This is a genomic window from Acidovorax sp. Root70 (assembly GCF_001428225.1).
Classification (GTDB): Bacteria; Pseudomonadota; Gammaproteobacteria; order Burkholderiales; family Burkholderiaceae_C; genus Acidovorax.
This window is the reverse complement of record NZ_LMHQ01000029.1, coordinates 178,296-199,847: the sequence shown is the minus strand read 5'-3', so window position 1 is coordinate 199,847 and position 21,552 is coordinate 178,296. Positions and strand designations below refer to the sequence as shown.

Sequence of the window (21,552 nt, the reverse complement as noted above, 5' to 3'; positions counted from 1 at the left end):
GTTCGGTTAGTTCCAAGGTTTTGACCCCATCGTCTAGAGGCCTAGGACATCACCCTTTCACGGTGAGTACCGGGGTTCGAATCCCCGTGGGGTCGCCAAGTTCGAAGCGAAAAGCTGCCTGCCAGGAGTGGTAGTTCAGTTGGTTAGAATACCGGCCTGTCACGCCGGGGGTCGCGGGTTCGAGTCCCGTCCACTCCGCCAGATGCAAACCGCTGCAGTCGCAAGGCTGCAGCGGTTTTTTTTATGCCCGGTATTCTTTGCTGCTTTCCCCTGCAGGCATTGAAGCCGGGCCTGCTGAATGACTGTCGCCCCGGATTGAGCCTGTTACAAGGGGTGGGCCTGTGCAAGAATTGCCGGTACCGGCCGCACCATCGTATCGCTCAGGCGGCCGGTCCTCACAGACCCATTTGGCGCCCATGAACCTTCTTCGGTTGCAGATCCACCCGCAGCACCAGGCCAGTTTCAAAGCTGTGGCACCGGTGCTTTACCTGCTGACCGGTGGATTGGTTGCTGCGTGGGTATATTTTTCGGTGACAACCTCCTTGCGGGTGGGGCACTACCTCACGCTGCACCAGGTGCTGGAGACCTTGTCCATTGCCGTGTCGGCGCTGGTGTTTGCCGTGGGGTGGAAGGCGCACAGCCTGAACCCCCAGCGTAATGTCCTCGTTCTGGCCTGCGGATTTCTGGGGGTCGCGGTCCTGGATTTTTCGCACATGCTGTCCTTTGCCGGCATGCCGGACTACATCACGCCCAACTCGGTGGCCAAGGGCATCAATTTCTGGCTGCCCGCGCGCTACCTGGGGGCGCTGACGCTCCTGGGCGCCGTAGTGCTGCACTGGCGCGCGCCCGGCGATGCGCCCGTTTCAAGCCCGGGCCGGTTGATGGTGCTGGCACTGGTGTTGGCTGTGGTGGCCGCCATCCACGCCGTTGTGTTCTGGTTTCCGCAGTGGTACCCGCAGACCTACGATGCTCAGGGGCTCACGCGGTTCAAGATCGCCGCCGAGTACGGTGTGGTCGCTTTGTATGCTGCGTCGTTGGTGCTGCTGCTGCGCAGTGCGCGCGAGCGCGCCGCCTTTGATGTGGCGAGGCTGTTCGCCGCAGTGTGGGTGATGGCTCTGAGCGAGGTCTTTTTCACGTTTTACGTCATCGCCACGGACGCCTTCAATCTGCTGGGCCATCTGTACAAGGTGGCGGGGTACTACTACCTCTACCGGGCCATTTTTGTGGGCACCATCGAGGCGCCTTACCGGGTGCTCAAGCAGTCCGACAAGGCCATGCGGGCCGTGCTGGATGCGGTCCCCGACTTGATGTTCGAGGTGACTCGCGATGGCCGCTATGTGCAGATCCATACGCGCCAGCCTGAGTTGCTGTTGATGCCGACCAGTGAGGTCATCGGCCGGTCGATCCACGACATCCTGCCGCCTGCGGCCGCAGCGGTGGCGCAGGCGGCAATCGATGCGGCGGCCGAACATGGCCTGGCCCGCGACTTTCAGTACGCGCTGATCTTGCCCGACGGCCAGCATTGGTTTGAGCTCTCTGTGGCACGCAAGGTAATGGACGATGAGGCGGATGATCACTTTGTGGTGCTGTCCCGCGACATCACGCTGCGGGTCCAGACGCTGGATACCTTGCGCAAGCTGCGCCACGCCGTGGAGCAAGCGCCCAACTCCATCTTCATTGCGGGCGCCGATGGCAACATCGAATACGTAAACCCCGCATTCACTGCCACGACGGGCTACAGCCCCGAGGAGGTCATTGGCCGCAACCCGCGCCTGCTGAGCGCGGGTTCCACGCCCGCCAGCGTGTATGCCGACCTGTGGCAGCACCTGGAGTCAGGTCGGCCGTGGCGCGGCGAGTTCGTGAACCGCCGCAAGGGGGGCGCCGAATACCATGAGTCCGCCATCATCTCGCCGCTGCACGACGAGCAGGGCCGCATCACCCACTATCTCGCGGTGCAGGAGGATGTGACGGAGCGCAAGCGCGACGAGGAGCGCATTCGCAAGCTGATCAACTTTGACGCATTGACTGGCTTGCCCAACCGCACGATGTTCGCCTCCCGGTTCAGCCAGGCGCTGGCACTCACCCAGCGCAGCGGCCACCAGCTGGCCCTGTTGTACCTGGACCTGGACCACTTCAAGAACGTGAACGACTCGCTGGGTCACCAAGTGGGCGACGGGCTGCTGATCGAAATTGCACACCGCTTGCAGTCGGTGGTGCGCGACGAAGACACGGTGTCCCGGCAGGGCGGGGACGAGTTCGTCATCGTGCTGCCCCTGACCGATGCGCAGCAGGCGGCCCACGTGGCCGACGAACTGCAGGCGCAGGTGCGCCGCATCTGCAAGCTGGAGCACCACGAGCTGGTGGTGACCTCATCGATCGGGATTGCGATGTACCCCGAAGACGGCGGTGACTTTGAAACCCTGGCGCAGCGTGCCGACGCAGCCATGTTCCGCGCCAAAGAGTCTGGACGCGATACCTACCGGTTCTTCTCCACAGACATGCAGGCGCGTTCGCTCAGGGTGCTGCAGATTGAGAATGCCCTGCGCAGCGCCCTGGTGCAAGGCCAGCTGGCGCTGCACTACCAGCCCCAAATCCGGCTGCGGGATCACCAGCTGGTGGGGGTAGAGGCGCTGCTGCGCTGGACTCACCCCGAGCTGGGCACCGTCGGCCCCGCCGAGTTCATTCCGGTGGCGGAAAGCAGCGGACAGATTCTGGGCATGGGTGAATGGGTGTTGCGCACCGCGCTGGCACAGGCCCGGCACTGGCGCGATGCCGGCCACACTGAGCTGGTGGTGGCGGTGAACCTGTCGATGGTGCAGTTTCGCCACCCAGGCCTGGTGGACACGGTGCGCCGGTCGCTGGCCGACAGTGGTGTACCGCCGCAGATGCTGGAACTGGAGCTGACGGAGAGCATCGCCATGGATGCGCCAGAACAGGTGATTGCCATCGTGCAGCAGCTGTGTGACCTGGGGGTGAAGCTGTCCATCGACGACTTTGGCACGGGGTATTCATCGTTCAGCTACATCCAGCGCCTCAAGGTCCACAAGCTCAAGATCGACCAGTCGTTCGTGCGCCACCTGGGTGATGACCCCAGCGCACCCCACATCGTGCGCGCCATCATTGGCCTGGCACAGAGTCTGGGTCTGGAAACCATTGCCGAAGGCGTGGAGACGGCCGTCCAGTGCGAGGTGCTTTTGGGACTGGGTTGCGACACGGGGCAGGGCTACCACTTCAGCCGTCCGGTGCCCGCCATGGACCTGGACGGTATGTTGACCCAGGGCCACGCGGTACCGGGTTGAAAGGTCGAGGAGAGGCCAGAGGGGATCGCATGGTCAACGCGGAACCGCCGCGTTGTCAGCGCGGCGAGTGGGCGGGCAGGCGGCAATTGGGGGGCGTGTTTGGCGCGCCTGAAACAGGAGCCACTCCAAGCCTTTGTGTGGCCAATTTTGTGCCAAACAAGCCCTATGCGCAGAGGAAATATGCCTGGATAGCTATCGAATAAATAGCATTCAGGCGGTCCTTAGAGCCCCTGCCCAAGCTCAGTCGAGGCTCAGCGAGGTGCCAGGCGAATGGCACCGTCCAGGCGAATCACCTCGCCATTGAGCATGTCGTTTTCAAGGATGTGGCGCACCAGCTTGGCATAGTCCTGGGGGGTGCCCAGGCGGCTGGGGAAGGGCACGCCAGCGGCCAACGCGTCCTGCACTTCTTGCGGCATGCCAAACAGCATGGGGGTACCAAAAATGCCAGGGGCAATGGTCATGTTGCGGATGCCGTTGCGGGCCAGGTCACGGGCAATCGGCAGGGTCATGCCTACCACGCCGCCCTTGGAGGCGGCGTAGGCGGCCTGGCCGATCTGTCCGTCATAGGCGGCCACGCTGGCCGTGGAGATCAGTACGCCGCGCTCGCCCGTGGACTCAGGCTCGTTCTTGCTCATGGCCTCGGCGGCCAGGCGGATCATGTTGAAGCTGCCGATCAGATTGACCGTGATGGTCTTGCTGAACAGGGCCAGCGCATGTGCGCCGTTCTTGCCAACGGTCTTTTCCGCAGGGGCGATGCCCGCGCAGTTCACGAGGCCCACCAGTTTCCCGAGCGACACCGCCTTGGCCACGACGGCCTGGCCATCGGCCTCGTTGCTCACATCGCATTTCACGAACGCGCCGCCGATTTCCTTGGCCACGGCCTCGCCTTTTTCTGCCTGCATGTCGGCAATGACCACGGTGCCGCCCTGGGCGGCCAGCATGCGTGCCGTGCCTTCGCCCAAGCCCGACGCGCCGCCGGTGACGATGAATACCTTGCCTTGGATGTCCATGGTTGTCTCCATTAAGTGACGTTAACGTAAACGTCAATTATGGCGCATCTCCCAGCCGTGCCGAAGGCGAAAAAAGCCCGGACGAGGCCGGGCTTGTGGTGGGTGAGGCAGGGGCGGCTTACTGGAAGCCCACGCGGTCCAGCATCTGCTGCACCTTGGTCGTGTTGGCGCCCACCGCGCTGATCGGGATGGTTTCGCTCTTGAAGGGCTTGCCGCCAGTCATGGCCTTGAGGGCGGGGTTGTCCAGTGTCACGCCCTTGGCGGCGGGCCACTCATTGTTGCCATTGGCAAAGTAGTTCTGTGCCTCGGGGCTGGCCAGGTATTCGAGGAACTTGACGGCATTGGCCTGGTTCTTGGAGTGCTTGGCCACAGCGCCACCAGCGATGTTCAGGTGCGTGCCCCAGGACTCCTGGTTGGGGAACACCACGCCCACCTTGTTGACCACTGCCACATCCTCGGGTGCGTTGGAGCGCATCATGCGAGCCAGGTAGTAGGTGTTGGTCACTGCAATGTCGCATTCGCCTGCGGCCACGGCCTTGATCTGGTCGGTGTCGCCGCCCTTGGGTGGGCGGGCCAGGTTGGCCACCATGCCCTTGAGCCAGGCCTCGGCTTTTTGTTCGCCCAAATGCTCGGTGACTGCGCCGAACAGGCTCAGGTTGTAAGGGTGCGAGCCGGAGCGGATGCACAGCTTGCCCTTGTTCTTGGGGTCACCCAATTCTTCATACGTGTCCACATCGGCCTTTTGCATTTTGACCTTGTTGTAGACGATCACGCGCGCGCGGGTGGACAGTCCAAACCACGAAATGCCGCCGTCCGCCGCAGGTTGGCTGCGCAGGTTGGCGGGGATGGCATCGTTCAGCACCTTGGACTGGATGGGCTGGAACAGGCCATCGACCTCACCCTTGTACAGGCGGGCGGCGTCCACCAGCAGGATCACGTCGGCAGGGGAGGCGGAGCCCTCGGCCTTCAGGCGGGCCAGGATGCCGGCGTCGTCGGCGTCCACGCGGTTGATCTTGATGCCCGTGGCCTTGGTGAAGCCCGTGTAAAGCGCTTCGTCGGTGGAGTAGTGGCGGGCCGAGTAGAGGTTGACCACTTGTTCCTGGGCATGCACGGCGCCTGCAGCGGCGGCCAGGGCACAAGCGCTCAGCAAGGCTTTCACAGTCTTCGACATGGGTTGCGTCTTTCGGGGTTGAAACTGCACCAATGATAAAGCAAACGCGAATTATTCTTAATAAATATCCGATTCGACGGCTGGATTTGGGGTCTGGATTTGACGTGGAGCAAGGGCCAGGCACTGGGTAACGGCATTGCGGCGCGTTGGGCGAGTGCGTCCAAAGTGCCGATCAACATCCGGCCTCGGGCCAGGTCGAATGGGCTTGTATTGCGCGCAGGCAAAAAAAAGCCCAGTCGTAAAACCGGGCTTTAAAAGGATCCTTGAAACGGGGGTTTCGAGAGGATCCAAGGAGACAACTGGGGCGCTGTTGACAAGGTCAGCAGCGCATGGATTGCATTATCAGGGTATTCCCTGAACGCGGCCTAGAGGTTGCACTCCAGACCGCCAACATGGCGATTAACGCTTGCGGGGAGCGGCCGTCTTGGCAGCGTTGGCAGCGGTGTTGGCCACAGCGTTGAAGTTGGCTTCTGCCACGTCAGACGCTTGCTTGACGGCCTTTTGCACCGACTCAAACGCGTTGTTGGCGGCCGACACGGCGCTCTTCATCACGGCGACGGCGGTTTCGGAGCCGGCAGGGGCGTTCTTGGCGGCGCTGTCCACCAGGTTGGTGAAAGCCTTTTGTGCGTCGGTGGCCTGGGTTTCGAAAGCCTTGCCGAATTCGGCACCGGTGCCCGAAGCGATGTCATACAGGTGACGGCTGTAGGCGGCGGTCTTTTCAGCCAGGGGCTGGAACAGGCCAGCTTGCAGGGCCAGCAGCTCTTGTGCGTCCTTCACGCCCAGCACGGCTTGGGTGTGGTTGGCGGCTTCGGACAGGGCAGCGCGCGAAGCGGTCACGTTCAGTTCGACCAGCTTTTCCACGCCTTCGAACGCCTTGGTGGTCAAGCCAAACAGGGTTTCGATGTTGGCCTTGTGGGATGCCAGGATTTGTTCTGCGGTCAGCGACATGTCATATCTCCTAAGAATGAGGGCCCGAAGGGCCGGGGTGGTTCACAGACATCTGCGCTGACCTTGACCGGGTGAGTCATGTTGCAGTGCAGCATGGGTTGAATTTTAGGGGCTTGCTGCGCTATTGCAAGGGGTTTTTGTTGCGGTGCAGCAAATTAGACACGATCACCCAGAAATCCCCGACTTGCCACAATTGCGTCATGCACGCCTACTATGCCGACCACTTCGTGTTGCCCTTGCCCGAAGGCCATCGCTTCCCCATGGCCAAGTACCGCATGCTGCGCGATCGGATCGCTGCGCACCTGCCTGACGCGCTGTTGAAGGAAGCTTTGCCAGCCTCGGATGAGGCGCTGGCGCGGGTGCATAGCCAGCAGTACATCGACGCCATCGCCCACGGAACGCTGGCGCCCCCGGCGCAGCGGGAGATCGGCTTTCCCTGGAGCCCGGCCATGGCCGAGCGCGCGCGCCGCTCGGTGGGCGCCACCCTGGCGGCCACCCGCGCCGCGTGGCGCGAGGGGGTGGCGGGCAACCTGGCGGGTGGCACGCACCACGCGTATGCCGACAAGGGCAGCGGCTTTTGTGTATTCAACGATGTGGCGGTGGCTGCCCGGCAGGTACAGGCCGATCACCTGAACGATGGATCGGGCTGGCCGTTGCAGGTGGCGGTGATCGACCTGGATGTGCACCAGGGCAATGGCACAGCCCATATCTTTCAGTGCGACGACAGTGTGTTCACCCTGTCGCTGCACGGCGCGCGCAACTTTCCGTTTCGCAAGGAGCCGAGCGACCTGGATGTGGAGCTGCCCGACGGGTGTGCTGATGATGAGTACCTGCACGCGCTGGACCAGGCCCTGGACGCGCTGGACCACCGCTGCAAGCCAGATCTGGTGTTTTATCTTGCGGGTGCGGACCCCCATGTGGGCGATCGGCTGGGGCGTCTTGCTGTCACCCACGATGGGCTGGAGGCACGCGACCGGCGGGTATTTGACTGGGCCTGGCAGCGGCGCATTCCCACGGTGTTCGTCATGGCGGGCGGCTACGGCGACGACCTGGAGGACACGCTGCAGGCGCAACTCACCACCTGGCGCGTGGCCTGGCAGTACCACCAGCGCTGGCAGAATGTGCGGCCATGACCTCTGCCGCCAGCACCCCGTCCACCACTCCATCCGTGCCCGCCCGCCCGGCTCCGCAGCCGCGCAGCGCCTACCGCGTGTTCCGCCCCATCACCACGCGCTGGGCCGACAACGACGTGTATGGCCACGTGAACAACGTCGTGTACTACAGCTGGTTCGATACGGCGGTGAATGCCCACCTGATCGACCAGGGCGTGCTCGACATCCACGCGGGTGGAACCATCGGCCTGGTCATCGAAACCCAGTGCAATTACTTCGCGCCGCTGGCGTTCCCGCAGACGGTGGAGGCTGGCATCCGCGTTGCGCGGCTGGGGGGCTCCAGCGTGCGCTACGAGGTGGGCCTGTTTGCGCAAGGCGAGCCGATGACGGCAGCGGCGGGCCACTTCATCCATGTGTATGTGGACCGCGAAACCCGTCGCCCGGTGGCCGTGCCAGACGCGTTGCGCGCCGTGCTGCAGGCGCTGGTCATGCCAGGTTGATGGGCGGCGGCACGCTGCTGCCATTGATTTGATAGCAAAGGGCGCAGGTGCGATGTGCGCCCTGGCCCGAAATGGCGCTAAATGCAGGTGGTGGCTGAACACTGGCTGACGCCGCTGTGTGCACCAAGCGCCGGGCGCTGTGATGGCCTACACTTTGCGGCTTTATTGCCCGGTTTGCGACCGGTGCGCTGCGTACTTTGCGTGCGCGGTTTCTAAGGCTTGCCCTGTCCATGATCATCACCAGCCTGCTCGACACCGACCTGTACAAGTTCACCATGATGCAGGTGGTGCTGCACCAGTTTCCGGGGGCGCAGGTTGAATACAAGTTCAAGTGCCGCAACCCTGGCGTGCAGCTGGCGCCCTTTGCCAACGAGATCCGCGATGAGATCCGTTCGCTGTGCAGCCTCCAGTTCCAGGACGCCGAGCTGACCTACCTGCGGTCGCTGCGTTTCATCAAGAGCGACTTTGTGGATTTTCTCGGGCTGTTCAAGCTCAACGAGAAATACATCACCGTCACGCCCCAGCACAACGGCGAGATAGACATCACCATCCGCGGGCCCTGGCTGCACACCATCCTGTTCGAGATCCCGGTGCTGGCCATCATCAACGAGGTGTACTTCCGCAACACGCAGAAGGTGCCCGACTTTCCTGAAGGCCGCCGCCGGCTCGACGCCAAGATTGCGCTGCTGCAGGGCGAGGGTCTGTCCGACCTCAAGATTGCCGACTACGGCACGCGCCGCCGCTTCTCGCGCGCCTGGCACGAAGAAGTGCTGCGCGTGCTGGTGGCCCGCCTGGGTACAGGCGACCGCCGCCCCGGCGCTCCCGCAGGTCCGGGGCAGTTTGCGGGCACCAGCAACGTGCTGTATGCGATGAAGCTGGGCGTGACCCCCTTGGGAACCATGGCACACGAGTATCTGCAGGCCTGCCAGGCGCTGGGGCCGCGCCTGCGTGACAGCCAGGTGTTCGGGTTTGAAGTGTGGGCCAAGGAATACCGGGGTGACCTGGGCATTGCGCTGTCGGATGTGTACGGCATGAGTGCCTTCCTGCGCGACTTCGATCTGTACTTCTGCAAGCTGTTCGACGGCGCACGGCACGACAGCGGCGACCCGTTTGCTTGGGGGGAGCGCCTGCTGGACCACTACCGCAAGAACCGCGTGGACCCGCTGACCAAGACGCTGATTTTCAGCGATGCGCTCACCATCCCACGCACGATCGAGCTGTACCAGCAGTTCCGTGGGCGCTGCCAACTGGCCTTTGGCATTGGCACCAACCTGACCAATGACCTGGGCAGTCCGCCTGCCCACGAGCCCTTGCAGGTGGTCATCAAGATGACGCGCTGCAACGACCAGCCCGTGGCCAAGCTGTCCGACACGCCGGGCAAAGGCATGTGCGATGACGAGAAATACCTGGCCTACCTGCGCCAGGTCTTCGATATCCCATCGCCGGCTTGACCGCGCAGCGCGGGTGTTACCACCCTGCGAGGCCCTGACTTTTGACAATGAGACGGAGACAAAAACCATGAAATTTTCGCGCGGGCTGGCGGTTGCCGGCTTCCTCGCAGTGCTGCCCGGCCTGGCGCTGGCGGCCGATATCGACGGCGGTACGCTGTCCGTGCTGTGGGGCGTGCCCTTTGCGGGCATCCTGCTGTCGATTGCGCTCATGCCGTTGCTGGCGCCCATCTTCTGGCACCACCACTTTGGCAAGGTGGCCGCGGGTTGGGCCTTGGCGTTTTTGCTGCCGTTCGCGGTGGTGTTTGGCCCCGGTGCAGCGGGGGCGAGCTTTGCGCACGCACTGGTGGCCGAATACATTCCCTTCGTCATCCTGCTCACGGCGCTGTTCACCGTGGCGGGGGGCATCTACATACGGGGCAACCTGCACGGCAGTCCGGCGCTCAACACCGCCATCCTGGCCATTGGCGCGGCGCTGGCCAGCGTCATGGGCACCACGGGCGCGTCGATGCTGCTGATCCGACCGTTGATTCGTGCCAACGACAACCGCAAGCACACGGCGCATGTGGTGGTGTTCTTCATCTTCATCGTCTCCAATGCCGGGGGCTCGCTCACCCCGCTGGGTGATCCGCCGCTGTTCCTGGGTTTCCTGAAGGGGGTGGACTTCTTCTGGACGGTGGGGCACATCTTCCCCGAGACCCTGTTCCTGGTGGGCGCGCTGCTGGCCATCTTCTTCATGATGGACTCCTGGTACTACCACCGGCGTGAAGAAGTGCTCAAGGCCGACCCGACCCCCGACACCAAGGCCATCGGCTTTGACGGCAAGGCCAACTTTGCGCTGCTGGGCGTGGTGGTGGCGCTGGTTCTGCTCAGTGGCTTGTGGAAGTCTCCCGTGTCGTTCACCATTGCCGGAGCCGATGTAGGCCTGCCCGGTATCGTGCGGGACGTGGGCCTGATCCTGGTGGCGCTGGTGTCCCTGCGCGTCACCCCCAAGCAGGTGCATGAGGACAACCAGTTCAGCTGGGGCCCCATGCAAGAGGTCGCCAAGCTGTTTGCAGGCATATTCCTCACCATCGTCCCGGTCATTGCCATGCTCAAGGCGGGCGTCAACGGCCCCTTCGGCGCCGTGGTGGCTGCCGTGACCCGGCCCGACGGCACGCCAGATCCGGCCATGTACTTCTGGGCCTCCGGGGCGCTCAGCTCCTTCCTCGACAACGCGCCCACTTACCTGGTTTTCTTCAACACCGCCGGTGGCGACCCCGCCGTGCTGATGACCACCCTGGCCCCCACGCTGGCGGCCATCTCGGCGGGCTCGGTCTTCATGGGAGCCAACAGCTACATCGGCAACGCGCCCAACATGATGGTCAAGGCCATTGCCGAAGACCGGGGTGTGAAGATGCCCAGCTTCTTTGGCTACATGCTGTGGTCGGGCGGCATTCTGGTGCCGCTGTTCATCGTGATGACGTTTATCTGGTTCCGTTGATTGGAGTTTTGAGCGCTATGAGCAAACCCCGCATCCTGGTCGCCCGCGCGATCTTTCCCGACATTGTGGACCGCCTGCGCCAACACTTCGATGTGGAAGACAACCCCAACGACGTGATCTGGTCGCCGCAAGAGCTGGCCGCCCGCTTGGCTGACAAGGACGGGGTGCTGACCACCGGTAGCCAGCGCATCGATGCCGCGCTGCTGGCCGCCGCACCACGCCTCAAGGTCTGCGCCAACATGGCCGTGGGCTACAACAACTTTGACGTGGACGCCATGACCACAGCCGGCGTACAGGGCACCAACACGCCCGACGTACTGACCGAGACCACGGCCGACTTTGGCTTTGCGCTCTTGATGGCCACGGCCCGCCGCATGACCGAGAGCGAGCATTACCTGCGTGCCGGTAAATGGACCAAGTGGAGCTACGACATGTTCGCGGGCAGCGACATCCACGGCAGCACGCTGGGCATCATCGGCATGGGCCGCATCGGGCAGGGCATTGCCAGGCGTGGTGCGCACGGCTTTGGCATGAAGGTGGTCTATCACAACCGCTCGCGCCTGTCGCCCGAGCTGGAAGCCGAATGCAAGGCCACCTATGTGGGCAAAGACGAGCTGCTGCGAACGGCCGACCACGTGGTGTTGGTAGTGCCGTACAGCGCGGCATCGCACCACACCATCGGCGCGGCCGAGCTGGCGCTGATGAAGCCCACGGCCACCCTCATCAACATTGCGCGCGGCGGCATCGTGGACGACGCCGCTTTGGCCGTGGTCCTGCGCGAAGGGCGCATTGCTGCGGCGGGGCTGGATGTGTTCGAGGGCGAGCCCAGCGTACACCCCGATCTGCTCACCGTGCCTAACGTAGTGCTCACCCCGCACATTGCCAGTGCCACCGTGCCCACACGCCGCGCCATGGCCAACCTGGCGGCCGACAATCTGATCGCGTTCTTTGACGGGCGCGGGCCACTCACACCAGTGAACCAGCCCTCCGCACTGCGCTGAGACGAAGATTGGGCCAAATCGCCTGCATGCGCTAGTCGAATATGCGCTGATAGCTATCAAAAATATAGTAAACCATTGACCACTGACACTCTCGTTCTATTGGCTGCGCTGGCATTGGCGCTGGTACTTTTGGTGGTGCTGTTGCTGCGCCGTCCCCGGATAGACCTGCCGCCCGAATGGCTGGCTCGCCAGCAGGCGCTGGAGCGCACCATGCAGGCCACCCAGATTGCGGTGGCCAAGAATGACGGCGCGCTGGACGGCATGGGCCAGCAGCTGCGCGGCTTCACGCAAACCACGCAGACCACGCTGGAGGGGCTGCGCCACGCGGTTGACGAGCGATTGACACAAGCGGTGGCCGAATCGCGCAACGGCCGCGCCGAGCTGCTGGCGGCCTTTGGCGTGTTTGAGGCGCGGCTGGAGCAGCGCCTCACGGCCCTGGACGCCGCCACACGCCTCACGCTCGACTCGCTCAAAGGCGACACCCAGTCGCAGCTGGGCGCCATGTCGCAGGCGCTCAAGGACCAGCTCGAAGCCAACAGCTTTCAGATCAAAAACCAGTTTGCCGTGCTGCAAGACGCGGTGTCGCAGCAGCTCACCGGGCTGGTGCAGGGCAGCCAGCACAACGCCGAACAACTGCGCACCGCGCTCAACGAGCGCTTGGCCGCCATCCAGGCCGACAACGCCACCAAGCTCGAAGAAATGCGCCGCACGGTGGACGAAAAGCTCCACGCCACGCTGGAGCAGCGCCTGGGCGAATCTTTCAAGCTCGTCAGCGACCGGCTGGAGCAAGTGCACAAGGGCCTGGGCGAGATGCAGACCCTGGCGGGCAGCGTTGGCGACCTGAAGCGCGTGATGACGAATGTGAAGTCGCGCGGCACCTGGGGCGAGATGCAGCTGGGCGCCATCATCGACAACGTGCTCACGCCCGACCAGTTTGCGCGCAACGTCAAGACCGTGCCGGGCAGCGATGAGCTGGTGGAGTTTGCCATCCGCCTGCCGGGCAAGAGTGACGATCACCCGGTGTGGCTACCCATCGACTCCAAGTACCCGGTGGAGCAATACCAGCGCCTGCTGGACGCGCAGGACGCCGCCGACAAGGTGGCCATCCTGTCCGCAGGCAACGCGTTCGAAGCCTCCATCAGGCTCGAAGCGAAGAAGATATTTGCCAAGTACGTCTCGCCCCCGCACACCACCGACTTTGCCGTGCTCTACCTGCCCACCGAAGGCTTGTTTGCTGAAGTGATGCGCCGCCCCGGCCTGGTCGAAGCCGTGCAGAACGACTGCCGCGTGATGATCACCGGCCCGGCCAATCTGGCCGCCATGCTCAACAGCCTGCAGATGGGTTTCAAGACGCTGGCCATCGAGAAGCGCTCGTCCGAGGTGTGGAGCCTCTTGGGCGTGGTCAAGACCGAGTTCGCCAAGTTTGGCGATGTGGTCGAGGCCACCAAGAAATCCATCGACGCCGCCGCCAAGAAGTTTGACGAGGTGGGCGTGCGCACCCGGGCCATCCAGCGCAAGCTGCGTGATGTGCAGGACCTGCCCGCGCCCGATACCGCCGTGCAGCAGGCGGGGGGCCGCACGGCGGCGCTGCCGGGGCTGGATGCGGAGGATGATTTGCTGTGAACTGGGCCCTTGCGCGGTTGATTGCGGGTCAGATCTGCGTGCACGCCTGCATGGCGGGCATGCGCATGGCTGCACCGCTGCTTGCGCTGCGCGAGGGCCACAGTGCAGCGGCCGTGGGGGTGCTGCTCGCGCTGTTCGCACTCACGCAGGTGTTTCTGGCCTTGCCCGCAGGGCGCTACGCGGACCGCCATGGCCTCAAGCGCCCCGTGGGCTATGCGGTGGCCGTGGCGTCGGCCGGGGCCGCGTTAGCGCTGGCTTTCCCGGTCTTCCCGGTGTTGTGTGCGGCCGCCTTGATGACCGGAGGGGCCAGCGGCGCCGCAATCATTGCGCTGCAGCGCCATGTGGGCCGCGCCGCGCACGACGCCACGCAGCTCAAGCAGGTGTTCAGCTGGCTGGCCATCGGGCCTGCGGTGTCCAACTTCATCGGGCCCTTCTGTGCGGGGCTCATGATCGACAACGCGGGCAGTGCGGCGGGCAGCACAGAAGGCTACCGCGCCGCCTTCGCCCTGATGGCGGTGCTGCCCCTGCTCACCTGGTTCTGGGTGCGCGACACGGTGGAACTTCCGCCTGTGATCGCCGCCGCAGGCGGTCCTCCGCAGCGCGCGTGGGACTTGATGAACGACCCTCCGTTTCGCCGCCTGCTGCTGGTCAACTGGATCTTGTCCTCGTGCTGGGACGTACACACCTTCGTGGTCCCGCTGCTGGGGCACGAGCGCGGCTTGTCGGCGTCGGTCATTGGCTCCATCCTGGGGGCATTCGCCATTGCCGCCGCCGTCATCCGGGTGCTGATGCCCATCGTTGCGGAGCGGCTGCGCGAGCGGGTGGTGGTAGCGGGCGCCATGCTGGCTACGGCGGTGCTGTTTGGTGCCTACCCGCTGCTGCACAGCGCGCTGGCCATGGGCGCATGTTCGGTGCTGCTGGGGTTTGCGCTGGGCTCGGTGCAGCCCATGGTGATGAGCCTGCTGCACCAGATCACGCCGCCCGCCCGCCATGGCGAGGCGCTGGGCCTGCGGCTCATGGCCATCAACGCATCGAGCGTGCTCATGCCCATGCTGTTTGGCTCTGCGGGTGCCGTGATTGGTGTGGGAGGGCTTTTCTGGGTGGTGGGAGGAGCCGTTGGCGGGGGGGCGCGAATCGCATGGCGCATGGGTGAAAAGCACTCCACAAAGCTCCCACAAAAAGAGTAAACAGGTGTAAATTGCCTCCACCCGGCAGCGGGTTTCGAGAGGGGGCGGTCATGTACCTGCGAATTTGGTCACGGCGCGTGCTGCCATGGTGCGTGGTACTGGCGTGGGGTGGTGGGCTGTCCTGCAGTGCGCGAGCTGATGGCGTGGTGGAGCAGGCGCTGGCGCTGGTCCGGCAAGGCCAGGCCCAGCAGGCGTTCCGTTTGCTGGACGCGGACGAGGCGCAGCGCGCTGGCGACCCTGCTTTTGATGCAGCCATGGGTGAAGCGGCGCACGCTGCAGGCCAGTACACGCGAGCGATCATGGCGCGCGAGCGATGGCTCGCCGCGCAGCCGGGCAGCCTGGAGGCCCAGGTGGCACTGGGGCAGTCCCTGCAGGCCGCAGGCGACCGCAGGGGTGTCATGGCCCTGCCTGCGCCGGTGCAGGCAGCACTCATCCCGGTGGATGCTGGGCACACCCTCGACCAGTTTTTGTATTCGTATGATCGCCTGGAGGCCGGTGGGCGCTCTTCGATCAAGGGCTATGTAGAGCTGGGCATGGGGCATGACTCCAACGCCAACGCTGGGCCCGTGGTGGGCGACCTGCTGTCGCCCGTGCCGGGCACCCCCGCGTGGGCTCTGCTGCCCGAAGCCCGGGCAACCTCGGGCAACTATGTGGTGGCCCAAGCGGGGCTGCGGGGGCGGGCGGTGCTCAATGCGCGGTGGTCCGTGGTGGGCACTGCGGTAGGCGCCGCGCGGCACTATGGAGGCGAGGCGGACCGGCTGGACCACACGGCGCTCGACGGCACCCTGGGACTGGCCTGGCGTGCCGAGCGCCATGAACTGATTGCGTCTGGCCAAGGGTCCTACTACGCGCTGGACGGCACGCGGCTGCGCACCATGGGCGGCGTGCTGGGTGAATGGATTTACCGTATTGACGGGTTTCGCCAGTGGGGCAGTTTTGTGCAGGTGCTCGACGTGCGGTACCCCGACCAGGCACTGCGCAACGTGCGCCGGAGCGTGGTGGGCACGTCGTATTCCCATCTGTTTCGCAACGGTTCGTCGGCCTATGGGGGCGTGTACGGTGGCCGGGAGCGGGCGCAGGCAAGCGGTGCCGACGCGCTGGGTCATCGACTGTGGGGCCTGCGGGCCGGAGGGCAGTGGCCCCTGGCGCCTCAGTGGTCTGTGTTTGCCAGTGCAGACTGGGAGCACCGGCGCTACGGCGGTCAGGACCCGTTTTTCGCGGTCACCCGTACCGACCGGCAGGCCCAGCTGGCCCTGGGACTGAACTGGACACCATCGCCCGGTTGGCGGGTCACGCCGCAATGGTCGTTCACACGCAACGCGTCCACGCTGCCCATCACCGACTATGAGCGCCGGGTGTTTTCCGTCACCGTGCGCCGGGAGTTCTGAATGCTTTGGCATAGCGGGTCCTGTGCCGACTCACCTTGGAGTTGTCTATGACGTCAGAACAAAAACGCTCGCGGCTGGCGCTGCTGATGGGCATGGTGGCGGCCTGGCCACTCACAGGGCTGGCCGCTGCCGGGCTGGTGCAGTTCACGGCCGGGGATGTGCAGCTGCGGCGGGGTGAAACTCTGTCGAGACTGTCCAAAGGGGCAGAACTGGATGGCGGGGATGTGGTGCTTACCGGCACCGAGGGCAGGGCGCAGATACGGTTTTCAGATGGTGGCCTGGTGGCCTTGTACCCGGACTCGCAGTTCACCGTCACCCGGTATGCCGACGGTGCGGGTACGGGTGAGGACCATTTTGTGGTCAATCTGTTACGGGGAGGAATGCGCGCGCTCACCGGGCTGATCGGCAAACGTAACCCGGCCAACTACAAGGTGGTCACACCGACGGCGGTGGTGGGGATCCGGGGCTCCGCCTTCTTGCTGGCCATCGATGCCAACGGCCAGGTGTTCGTGTCGGGTGAGCAGGATGAGATCGAGGTGTGCACCCAGGCGGGCTGCGTGGGCGTGACGGCGGGCGAAGCCGTGTTGGTGGTGTCGGATCAGGAGCTGCCGGTCTATACCCACACCCGCGCCCTGCTGCCGGTGCCCCAGGTACAGACTCCTTTGCTGGCGGGCGACCAGCTGGATGTGCAGGGCCGCCGTGCATTTGTGTACATCGTTCCTGCACCGGTGCCCGTACCCGTTCCACCCCCGCCGGAGGCTGCGCCGCCACCGGCACCCGTGCCGGTCTCGCCGCCGCCTCCCACGGGTGCGCCGCAGCCGGGGATTCCTGCGCCGCCTGCGCCCACGCCAACGACGCCGCCACCTCCGCCCACGCGGCCGACAGCGCCACCAGTGACTACGACGCCGCCGCCTCCAACGGTACGGCCACCGATTGTCTTCATCCCGGTGCTGCCTATCATCCGGCTACCGCCGCCACCGCCACCACCTGTGATTCGATAGCGAGGAGGGTTGCAGCCATCTGACGCGCGCGCAGGCGCGGTGCTGCCCCTCAGAGCTGGTAAAACGCCCGGATCAGGTCCCAGGCTTCCTGCGGGTTGTCGGTGTAGTGGAAGAGCTTCAGGTCTTGTGCCGAGATCGTGCCTTCTTCCACCAGTACATCGAAATTGATGAGGCGCTTCCAGTAATCGGTGCCGAACAGCACGATGGGCACAGGTTTGGCCTTTTTGGTCTGCACCAGGGTCAGCACTTCAAACAGCTCGTCCAACGTGCCAAAGCCGCCGGGGAAGGCCACCAGCGCCTTGGCGCGCATCATGAAATGCATCTTGCGCAGCGCGAAGTAGTGGAACTTGAACGACAGCGACGGCGAGATGAAGCGGTTGCCGCTTTGCTCGTGGGGCAGGGCGATGTTCAGGCCTACGTTCAGTGCACCAGCGTCGTGGGCGCCCCGGTTGGCGGCCTCCATGATGCCGGGGCCGCCGCCGGTGCAGATGTAGATGCGGTCGGCAGGGCGCTGGCGTTCGCTGTAGTCGGCCACCAGTTTGGCGAACTGGCGGGCCAGGTCGTAATAGCCCGCGTTGCGCACGGCCAGGCGCGCGCGGCGCACGCGTTCGGCGTCGCCACTGGCTTCGGCTTCGGTGAGCTGGGCAGCGGCCTCGTCGGGCGCCACGAAGCGCGCGCTGCCGTATACCACCACGGTGCTTTCAATGCCTTGTTCGGCCTGGCCCAGGTCGGGCTTGAGCATTTCGAGCTGAAAGCGTATGCCGCGGGTTTCGCGGCGGAACATGAATTCGGGGTCCGCAAAGGCCATGCGGTTGGCATCGGCCTGCAGCGGGTTGCCGTTGTGGGCGTGGTTGTGCAGTTCGGCCCAGGCATCGGCCAGGCGGCGTTCGTTGAGTTGGGTGTTGGCTTCCATGGCGGGCTCGCGTATCGATAGGTGAACAGAGAAGAGCGGGTCAGCACCGGCAGCAGCAGGTGAGGGCCCATGCAGTGTGGCGTGGATTGATGACGAAATGACGTGCTAGTGCTGGAATATCAAGCGCGAGATGCTATGAAATACGAAGCACTTTGCATGCCAAGCACTGTGAGGCCCAGGGAGCCCACCAGGTGCAAAGCCGTGGTGCCCAGTGCCAGGGCGTAGCGCTGCACCATCAGCATCTCAACGACTTCGGCCGAGAAGCTGGAGAAGGTGGTGAGTGCGCCCAGAAACCCGGTGACCAGCGCCAGCCGCCACACGGGGTCCAGCTGGGGCATGGCGTGGAACATGGCCACACACACGCCAATGAGGTAGCCGCCCACCAGATTGGCGGCAAGTGTGCCCCAAGGAATCAGCCCGCCAGGGCTGAGCCACAGGCCCAGGCGCCAGCGCGCCAGTGCGCCCACACAGGCGCCGATGCAGATGGCAAGAACGTTCAACATCGGGGCATTGTCGCTGGATTTTGAGGCGTCGGACGGGCGGCTCTCCATCCCTCAAAACGCCAAGCGGGGCGTCCCCGGTGGGGGGCGCCCCGCTTGGTAGTGCCTGCTGGTGGCAGGCGTGTTCAGCGCGCCGACATCTGCTGTGGCAGCCAGGTCACGATCCCAGGGAAGACATAGATCAACGCCACGGCGCCACACATCAGCAAGAACATGGGCATGGCCACCTTGGCAATCCAGGGCAGCTGGCGCCCGGTCATGCCCTGCAACACAAACAGGTTGAAGCCCACGGGCGGTGTGATCTGCGCCATCTCCACTACCAGCACGATGAAGATGCCGAACCAGATGGTGTCGATGCCCGCGGCCTGCACCGTGGGCATGAGCACGCCCATGGTCAGCACCACCATCGAGATGCCGTCAAGGAAGCAGCCCAGGATGATGTAGAAAATGGCCAGTGCCACGATGAGCTGGGCCTGGTTCAAGCCCAGCGACGCGATCCATTCGGCCAAGTGGCGAGGCAAGCCGATGTAGCCCATGGCCAGCGTGAGGAAGGCGGCGCCTGCCAGGATCAGCGCGATCATGCAGTACAAGCGCGTGGCGCCCATCAGCGAGTCCTTGAACGTGCCCCAGGTCATCGAGCCCTGCACGGCCGACAGCACCAGCGAGCCCACCACGCCCACGGCCGCCGCCTCGGTGGCGGTGGCAAAACCGGTGTAGATGCTGCCCAGCACGGCCGCAATCAGCAGCACCACGGGGATCAGGCTGCGCGATTCCGACAGCTTTTGCATGAAGCTCATGCGCACATCGGCCGCGGGCACCTGCTCGGGGTGGCGCAGCGCCCAGACCATGATGTAGCCCGAGAACAGCGCCGCCAGCAAGATGCCCGGCAGCACGCCCGCAATGAACAGCTGCGAGATCGACACCTCGGCCGACACGCCGTACACGATCATGATGATGGAGGGTGGGATCAACAGGCCCAGCGTGCTCGCGCCCGCCAGCGTGCCCACGACCATGTGCTCGGGGTAGCCGCGGCGCGTCAGTTCGGGCAGCGTCATCTTGCCGATGGTGGCGCAGGTGGCGGCGCTCGACCCCGACACGGCGGCAAAGATGGTGCAGCCCACCACGTTGGTGTGCAGCAGCCGGCCCGGCAGTGCCTGCACCCAGGGGGCCAGGCCCTTGAACATGTCTTGCGACAAGCGGGTGCGGAACAGGATTTCGCCCATCCAGATGAACAGGGGCAGGGCTGTGAGGGTCCAGCTGGAGGCGCTACCCCAGATCGTCACAGCCATCGCATCGCCCGCCGGGCGGGCGGAGAACAGCTGCATGGCGATCCAGGCGACGCCGGAGAGGGTGAGCCCGATCCATACGCCGCTGCCCAGAATCAGGAAAAGCGACAGTACGAGCAGGCCGGTTATGGCGAGATCACTCATGGTAGGTCGTGCAGCAGGGGTTATTCATTGCGCAATGCTTCGCCAGAGGAGGCATCCACACGCTTGCCCATCATCTCCAGCACCAGCTCGTCCAGGAACGCGATGGCCAGAATCACCGTGCCCACGGCCATGGCGATCTGTGGAATCCATAGAGGTGTGGCGTCACTGCTGGTGGAGATGTCGTGGAACTCGTGCGACTGCCAGGCCAGCTTGCAGCTGTATACCGCAAACAGCACGGCGAGCAGGGTGGCAATGGCCAAAGCCCAGATCTCGAACGCCTTCTTGGCGCCGCCCTTCAAGAAGTTGAGCAGCAGCGTGACGCGGATGTGCTCTCCGCGCTTCAAGGTGTGGGCGAGTGCCAGAAAGCCCGATGCAGCCATCAGATAGCCCGCATAGGCGTCCGTGCCCGGCACGTGAAAGTGGAACTGCCGGCTGGCGATGGACAGCAGCACCATCCCCAGCAGGCCGACCATGAAAAGCGCCGCCAGGGCGGCGGCGCTGTCGTACAGAAAGTCCAGCAGACGACGCATGTGCGTGGGCGCCTGGGCTTACTTGCGGTAGGCGTCGATGAGCGCCTTGCCTTCGGGGCCGGCCTTTTCGAGCCATTCCTTGAGCATGGTGTCACCCACCTTGGCCATGTCGGCCTTCAGCGCGGCGGGCGGCGCCTCTACGCTCATGCCATTGGCCTTGAGCTTCGCGATGGTGTCGGCGTTGACCTTGGCACTGTTGGCCCAGCCGCGCGCCTCGGCGTCAGCACCGGCCTTGAGCAGGGCGTCCTGGCTGGGCTTGTCCAGCGCATCAAACGCCTTCTTGTTCACCAGCAGGGCGTTTTTGGGCAACCAGGCCTGGGTGTCGTAATAGAACTTGAGGTGCTCGTACAGCTTGCTGTCCACGCCGGTGGCGCCCGAGGTCATGGTCGATTCGACCACGCCCGTGGCCAGGGCCTGCGAGAACTCCGCAGCCTGCACCGTCACGGGCTGGGCACCGACCAGCTCGGCAATGCGCGCGGTGGCAGGGCTGTAGGCGCGCCACTTGATGCCCTTGAGGTCAGCGGCAGAGGCCAGCGGCTTCTTGGTGTAGATGCCTTGTGGAGGCCAAGCCACGGCGTACAGCAGCATCATTCCCTGCTCAGCCAGCTTCTTTTCCAGGAAGGGCTTTTGGGCGGCATAGAGCTTCTTGGAGGCGTCGTAGCTGTCGGTCAGGAAGGGCAGGCCATCCACGCCAAACAGCTGCCATTCGTTCTGGAAGTTGGCCAGCAGGATCTCGCCCATCTGTGCCTGGCCGCCTTGCACAGCGCGCTTGATTTCAGGGGCCTTGAACAGCGCCGCGTTGGCGTGCACCGTGATCTTGAGCTTGCCGCCCGTGGCCTTGTCCACATCGCTGGCCAACTGCACCATGTTCTCGGTATGGAAGTTGGTGGCGGGGTAGGCGGCGGCCAGGTCCCACTTGGTCTGGGCAAATGCCGAGGTGGCAGACAGGCCCGCAGCCAGGGTCAGGGCGAGTGCGGTCACGGGGAAGATTCGACGCTTCATGGATAT

18 protein-coding genes and 2 tRNA genes are annotated in these 21,552 nt (G+C 64.4%); 12 read left to right on the top strand and 8 right to left on the bottom strand.

Annotation, left to right across the window (positions count from 1 at the left end):
• Positions 1 to 22 precede the first annotated feature (22 nt).
• The 3 genes from ASD94_RS17415 to ASD94_RS17405 all read left to right on the top strand — a co-directional run bounded on the left by ASD94_RS17415 (position 23) and on the right by ASD94_RS17405 (position 3,299).
• Positions 23 to 98: transfer RNA gene (locus tag ASD94_RS17415), tRNA-Glu, on the top strand.
• A gap of 26 nt (positions 99 to 124) precedes the next feature.
• A tRNA-Asp gene (locus tag ASD94_RS17410) sits at positions 125 to 201 on the top strand.
• A gap of 215 nt (positions 202 to 416) precedes the next feature.
• On the top strand, positions 417 to 3,299 hold the full coding sequence (locus tag ASD94_RS17405) for an EAL domain-containing protein (RefSeq protein ID WP_082576923.1): 2,883 nt from the start codon (positions 417 to 419) through the stop codon (positions 3,297 to 3,299).
• A gap of 251 nt (positions 3,300 to 3,550) precedes the next feature.
• Here the strand turns inward: ASD94_RS17405 and ASD94_RS17400 are convergent, their stop codons facing one another.
• The 3 genes from ASD94_RS17400 to ASD94_RS17390 form a co-directional block, all read right to left on the bottom strand.
• Positions 3,551 to 4,309, bottom strand: coding sequence for a 3-hydroxyacyl-CoA dehydrogenase (locus ASD94_RS17400; protein WP_015014461.1), 759 nt, complete (start codon positions 4,307 to 4,309; stop codon positions 3,551 to 3,553).
• Between the two features lie 118 nt (positions 4,310 to 4,427).
• Positions 4,428 to 5,480, bottom strand: a complete 1,053-nt coding sequence (locus tag ASD94_RS17395; RefSeq protein ID WP_056645480.1) for an extracellular solute-binding protein — start codon at positions 5,478 to 5,480, stop codon at positions 4,428 to 4,430.
• A gap of 399 nt (positions 5,481 to 5,879) precedes the next feature.
• Complete coding sequence (locus ASD94_RS17390; protein ID WP_056645474.1) at positions 5,880 to 6,428, bottom strand: phasin family protein; 549 nt, start codon at positions 6,426 to 6,428, stop codon at positions 5,880 to 5,882.
• A 200-nt stretch (positions 6,429 to 6,628) separates the two neighbouring features.
• On the opposite strand from ASD94_RS17390, the gene ASD94_RS17385 reads away from it, so the two are divergent.
• The 9 genes from ASD94_RS17385 to ASD94_RS17345 all read left to right on the top strand — a co-directional run bounded on the left by ASD94_RS17385 (position 6,629) and on the right by ASD94_RS17345 (position 17,171).
• Entirely contained in the window at positions 6,629 to 7,561 is a 933-nt protein-coding gene (locus ASD94_RS17385) for a histone deacetylase (RefSeq protein WP_056645470.1), read from the top strand.
• Positions 7,558 to 8,040, top strand: coding sequence for a thioesterase family protein (locus tag ASD94_RS17380; RefSeq protein ID WP_056645466.1), 483 nt, complete (start codon positions 7,558 to 7,560; stop codon positions 8,038 to 8,040). The genes ASD94_RS17385 and ASD94_RS17380 overlap by 4 nt, the downstream gene beginning before the upstream one ends.
• Positions 8,041 to 8,270: 230 nt before the next feature.
• Positions 8,271 to 9,491: a nicotinate phosphoribosyltransferase gene (pncB, locus tag ASD94_RS17375; protein ID WP_056645463.1), complete on the top strand. Its 1,221-nt coding sequence runs from the start codon at positions 8,271 to 8,273 to the stop codon at positions 9,489 to 9,491.
• Between the two features lie 67 nt (positions 9,492 to 9,558).
• The gene (locus ASD94_RS17370) at positions 9,559 to 10,971 is read left to right on the top strand and encodes a sodium:proton antiporter (RefSeq protein ID WP_056645460.1); all 1,413 of its coding nucleotides are present in this window, start codon (positions 9,559 to 9,561) and stop codon (positions 10,969 to 10,971) included.
• A gap of 17 nt (positions 10,972 to 10,988) precedes the next feature.
• A complete protein-coding gene (locus ASD94_RS17365; protein WP_056645458.1) occupies positions 10,989 to 11,972 on the top strand; it encodes a D-glycerate dehydrogenase in 984 nt (327 codons plus the stop codon).
• A 75-nt stretch (positions 11,973 to 12,047) separates the two neighbouring features.
• Positions 12,048 to 13,595 carry a DNA recombination protein RmuC gene (gene rmuC / locus ASD94_RS17360; protein ID WP_056645455.1) on the top strand — a complete coding sequence of 516 codons (1,548 nt, stop codon included), beginning with the start codon at positions 12,048 to 12,050 and terminating at the stop codon, positions 13,593 to 13,595.
• The gene (locus tag ASD94_RS17355; RefSeq protein ID WP_056645452.1) at positions 13,592 to 14,782 is read left to right on the top strand and encodes an MFS transporter; all 1,191 of its coding nucleotides are present in this window, start codon (positions 13,592 to 13,594) and stop codon (positions 14,780 to 14,782) included. Before rmuC ends, ASD94_RS17355 begins: the two co-directional genes overlap by 4 nt.
• Before the next feature lie 50 nt (positions 14,783 to 14,832).
• On the top strand, positions 14,833 to 16,170 hold the full coding sequence (locus tag ASD94_RS17350) for a surface lipoprotein assembly modifier (RefSeq protein WP_056645448.1): 1,338 nt from the start codon (positions 14,833 to 14,835) through the stop codon (positions 16,168 to 16,170).
• Between the two features lie 47 nt (positions 16,171 to 16,217).
• Positions 16,218 to 17,171, top strand: coding sequence for a FecR domain-containing protein (locus ASD94_RS17345; RefSeq protein ID WP_056645446.1), 954 nt, complete (start codon positions 16,218 to 16,220; stop codon positions 17,169 to 17,171).
• Positions 17,172 to 17,220: 49 nt separating this feature from the next.
• On the opposite strand, the gene ASD94_RS17340 is transcribed toward ASD94_RS17345, so the two are convergent.
• The 5 genes from ASD94_RS17340 to ASD94_RS17320 form a co-directional block, all read right to left on the bottom strand.
• The gene (locus ASD94_RS17340; protein ID WP_056645443.1) at positions 17,221 to 18,084 is read right to left on the bottom strand and encodes a TIGR00730 family Rossman fold protein; all 864 of its coding nucleotides are present in this window, start codon (positions 18,082 to 18,084) and stop codon (positions 17,221 to 17,223) included.
• A 119-nt stretch (positions 18,085 to 18,203) separates the two neighbouring features.
• Positions 18,204 to 18,587 (bottom strand): fluoride efflux transporter CrcB, encoded by a 384-nt coding sequence (crcB, locus tag ASD94_RS17335; RefSeq protein ID WP_056645969.1) that lies wholly within the window; start codon positions 18,585 to 18,587, stop codon positions 18,204 to 18,206.
• Between the two features lie 122 nt (positions 18,588 to 18,709).
• Positions 18,710 to 20,014, bottom strand: a complete 1,305-nt coding sequence (locus ASD94_RS17330) for a TRAP transporter large permease (RefSeq protein WP_056645440.1) — start codon at positions 20,012 to 20,014, stop codon at positions 18,710 to 18,712.
• Between the two features lie 20 nt (positions 20,015 to 20,034).
• A complete protein-coding gene (locus ASD94_RS17325; RefSeq protein WP_015014448.1) occupies positions 20,035 to 20,544 on the bottom strand; it encodes a TRAP transporter small permease in 510 nt (169 codons plus the stop codon).
• A gap of 18 nt (positions 20,545 to 20,562) precedes the next feature.
• On the bottom strand, positions 20,563 to 21,546 hold the full coding sequence (locus tag ASD94_RS17320) for a TRAP transporter substrate-binding protein (protein ID WP_056645437.1): 984 nt from the start codon (positions 21,544 to 21,546) through the stop codon (positions 20,563 to 20,565).
• Positions 21,547 to 21,552: the final 6 nt, after the last annotated feature.